General features: G+C 74.2%; 1 protein-coding gene. It reads left to right on the top strand.

Annotation, left to right across the window (positions count from 1 at the left end; all coding sequences use genetic code 11):
* Positions 1-16 precede the first annotated feature (16 nt).
* On the top strand, positions 17-4,247 hold a 4,231-nt coding region (locus KBY19_RS35605; RefSeq protein WP_307843710.1), incomplete at its 3' end, for an SDR family NAD(P)-dependent oxidoreductase.

The following is a 4,247-nucleotide window of genomic DNA, read 5'->3' as shown; positions in this document are numbered from 1 at the left end:
CCGGATCTTCATCGAGGTGAGCCCGCACCCGGTACTCACTCTCGGCATGCAGGCGTGCTTCGAGGAATCCGACGCCACCGCCGTCACTGTTCCCACCCTCCGCCGCGACCAGGGCGGCAGCGAGCAGCTGGGACATGCGCTGGCCGAGGCGTTCACCGCCGGGGCACCGGTCGACTGGACGCCCTGGTTCCCCGCCGACCCGGCACCGCGCCTTGTGGACCTGCCGACGTACGCCTTTCAGCGGCAGCGCTACTGGCTGGTGGGGGAGAGCATCGGGGCGGACGCCGGTGACCTGGGCCTGGAGACGACCGGGCACCCCCTGCTGGGCGCCGCTGTGGAGGCCGCCGACGGCAGCGGACTGCTGCTGACGGGACGGCTGCCGTGCCAGGCGTCGGGGCCGTCGGGATCCTCCTGGCTGTCCGAGCACCGGGTGCTGGACACGGTTCTGGTGCCCGGCGCCGCGCTGGTGGAGTGGGTGCTGCGCGCCGGGGACGCTGCGGGCTGCCACGAACTGACCGAGCTCACCTTGCAGGAGCCGGTCGTTCTCCCGGAGTCCGGCGGGCTCCGCGTCCAGGTCGCGGTGGAACCCGCCGAGGACGACGGCGGCCGCGGCGTGCGCCTCTACACCCGCCTCGACCAGGACGAGGAGGACACCGCTGCCCCGAACGGCTGGACATGCCACGCGGAAGGTGTGCTGCGCCCCGGTACGCCCGACACACCGGGCCTGCTGAACGGGAGCTGGCCCCCCGCGGGTGCCGAGCCGCTGCCGGTGGCGGGGTTCTACGAGCGTGCCGCCGCCGAGGGGTACGCCTACGGGCCGTCGTTTCGGGGACTGCGAGCCGCCTGGCGGGAGGGTACGGACGTGCTCGCCGAGGTGGCGCTGCCCGAGTCCGCCGGCACACCCGAGGGCCACGGGGTGCATCCCGCACTGCTCGACGCCGCGATGCAGCCGCTCCTGCTGGCGAACGGGATCGGCAACGGGCAGGTGTGGCTGCCGTTCGTCTGGAGCGGTGTGGTGCTGCACGCGGTGGGAGCCACGGCCGCACGCGTCCGGCTCACTCCGCTGGGCGGTCGACTGGAGGACGGCGTACGTGTGCTGGTGGCCGATACGGCGGGTGAACCGGTACTGAGCGCCGAGTCGGTCGTACTGCGCCCGTCCAGCAGTGCGATGCTCCGGGCCGCTGCCGGGACGCGCGGTGCCGAGGACCTGTTCGCCCTGGACTGGTCCCCGCTACCGGGCCTTGCCGCGTCCGGCGACGCGTCCGGTGCCGCGTCCGATGCCGCGGACGGCGCCCCATGGGTGGTGCTGGGCGAGGCCGGCGACCACCCGGATCTGGCGGGGCTGGTGCGTGTCCTGGACGAGGGCGCCCCCGTACCGCCCGTGGTCGCGGCCGAGGTGAAGCCCGGCGAGGGCGACGAGGAGCCGGTGACCGTCGCCCGGACGCTGGAGATGATCCAGGACTGGCTGGCGGAGGAGCGGTGCGCCGACTCCCGGCTGCTGCTGGTCACTCGAGGCGCTGTCGCCGTCGCCGATGGCATGGAGGCACCCGACCCGGTGGGCGCCGCGCTGTGGGGGCTGGCACGTAGCGCGCAGGCGGAGAACCCCGGCAGGATCGTCCTGCTCGACATCGACCCTGCCGATCCCGTCACCGAACCCGACCCCGACTCGGAACCTGAACCCGTCGGCGTTGCCGCACTGCGGGCCCTTCGGCCCATCCTGGCAACCGACGAGCCGCAACTCGCCGTACGCGACGGCCAGGTGTTCGTGCCCCGGCTCGCCCGAGCAGGCGAACCCGCCCCACTCGTACCGGACCCGGAGCTGCGGACCTGGCGGCTCGGTACCACGGGCACCGCCGACACCCTGGAGAACCTTGCGCTCCTGCCCTGCCCACAGGCCGAACGGCCGCTGGAGCACGGCCAGGTACGCCTGGACGTACGGTCCGCCGGGCTGAACTTCCGGGACGCGCTGCTGGCGCTCGGGATGTACCCCGACGAGACCGGTACCGCCGTCTTCGCCGGCAGCGAGGGTGCGGGCGTCGTGACCGAGGTCGGCCCCGGCGTCACCGAACTGGCGCCGGGCGACCGGGTGACAGGCCTGATCGACGGCGCTTTCGGACCGGTCGCCGTGGCCGAGGCCCGCACTCTCGTGCCCGTACCCGACGGATGGGACTTCCGGCAGGCGGCGACGGCTCCCGTCGCATATCTGACCGCCTGGTACGCGCTCGTCGAGCTGGCCGGGTTGCGCTCCGGTGAGTCGGTACTGGTGCACGCCGCGACCGGCGGCGTCGGCATGGCTGCCGTGCGGATCGCCCGCCACCTGGGCGCCGAGGTGTACGCCACGGCGAGCCCCGGCAAGCACGGCGTGCTGGAGGACATGGGCATCGACGCGGCCCACCGTGCCTCCTCCCGTGACGTGCACTTCGCTTCCGTGTTCCCGACCGTCGACGTCGTGCTCAACAGCCTGGCGGGCGAAGCCGTCGACGCCTCCCTCCGGCTGCTCGGCGACACCGGCCGCTTCATCGAGATGGGCAAGACCGACATCAGGGCCGCTCCGGCCGGCCCCTCGTACCAGGCCTTCGACCTGCTCGCCGACGTGGCTCCCGACCGGCTGGGAGAGATGCTGCGCACCCTCGCGGAACTGTTCACCGCAACGGCCCTGGAGCCGCTGCCGGTGCGGGCGTGGCCGCTGGAGCGGGCACGCGAGGCGCTACGGCACATGAGTCAGGCCCGGCACACCGGCAAGTTGGCGCTCGATCTGCCGGCCCGGCTCGACCCGGACGGCACCGTACTCGTCACCGGCGGCACCGGGACCATCGGCAGCGCGGTGGCCGAACACCTCGTCCGCACCGGCGCCACCCGCCGCCTCCTGCTGCTCGGCCGCCGCGGTCCCGAAGCCCCCGGAGCCGTCGAACTCGCGGCCCGCATACGCAAGTGGGGAGCCGAGGTCGACATCGTGGCCGCCGATGTCGGTGACCGTGCCGTGCTGGACGCGGTACTCGCGGACATCGACCCCGCGCACCCGCTGACCGGGGTGGTCCACGCCGCGGGCACACTCGACAACGCACTCGTCCCCGCGCTCACCCCGGAACAGCTGGCCGGTGTCTGGCGCGCCAAAGCCACAGCGGCGGCCCATCTGCACGCCGCCACGGCCGGGATGCGGCTCGGCATGTTCCTGCTCTTCTCCTCCTTCGCCTCCACCCTGGGCACCCCGGGGCAGGCCAACTACGCGGCAGCCAACGCCTACTGCGACGCGCTCGCCGCACAGCGCCGCGCCCAGGGACTGGCGGGGCAGTCCCTCGCCTGGGGGCTGTGGGCCGAATCCAGCGGGCTTACAGGCGGGCTGAGCGACGCCGACCTGGCGCGCATCGACCGTTACGGCATCAAGGCCAACAGCTCCACCGAGGGCCTGGCGATGCTGGACGCGGCACGCGCGCACGGCGGCCCCGCGCTGCTCGCGCTGCGGCTCGACCCCCGCACCCTCGCCGCCCAGCAGCCGGGCACGGTGCCCGCGCCGCTGCGGGAGCTCGCGGCCGAGTACGCCGCGCACACGGCGCGGCGCGCCACGGCCGGACCGCGGCGGACGGCTCGCGCCGCGGCGGGAGGAGACGGCGGGCAGCCCGTCGACTGGGCCACGCGGCTCGCCCCGCAGTCCGCCGACGAGCGGCACCGCACCGTGCTCGATCTGGTGCGCGGCCACGCCGCCACGGTGCTCGGCCACACCGGAGTCGGCGCCGTGCCGGCCGACGCCTCGTTCAAGGAGTTGGGCTTCGACTCGCTGACCGCCGTCGAGCTGCGCAACCGGCTCGCGGCCACCACCGGGCTGCGCCTGCACGCAGCGTTGATCTTCGACTTCCCCGAGGCGGGGCTGCTGGCCGCACACCTCGTCGAGCGGTTGGCCCCGGAAGCCGACGGCGGCTCCCGCAAGGGGACCGCGAGCGATGGAACCGTCCCTCTGCTCGAAGAGGTGGCCCGGTTGGAGAGCGCCCTGGCCGCCGTGACCGCCGCCGACGGCACGCAACTCGACGCCGAGGCCGTCACCGCACGGCTGGAGACGCTGCTCGCCAAGTGGAAGGCCGGGCGCACGGGACCGGGCCCGGACACCGGCAGCAACTGCGACAACAACGGCAGCAACAGCGGCAGTGGCAGCGGCGACAGCGGTGACCGAAACGCCGCCCGAACCGGCACCGGCACGGGCACCGACGACGAGGGCAGCGCGGCGGAGCGGCTGGAGAGCGCGGACGCCGGCC

The sequence above is a fragment of the Streptomyces sp. B15 genome, assembly GCF_018070605.1.
GTDB lineage: Bacteria > Actinomycetota > Actinomycetes > Streptomycetales > Streptomycetaceae > Streptomyces > Streptomyces smyrnaeus.
The sequence above is the reverse complement of the archived record's forward strand: the minus strand, read 5'-3'. Positions and strand labels throughout refer to the sequence as shown.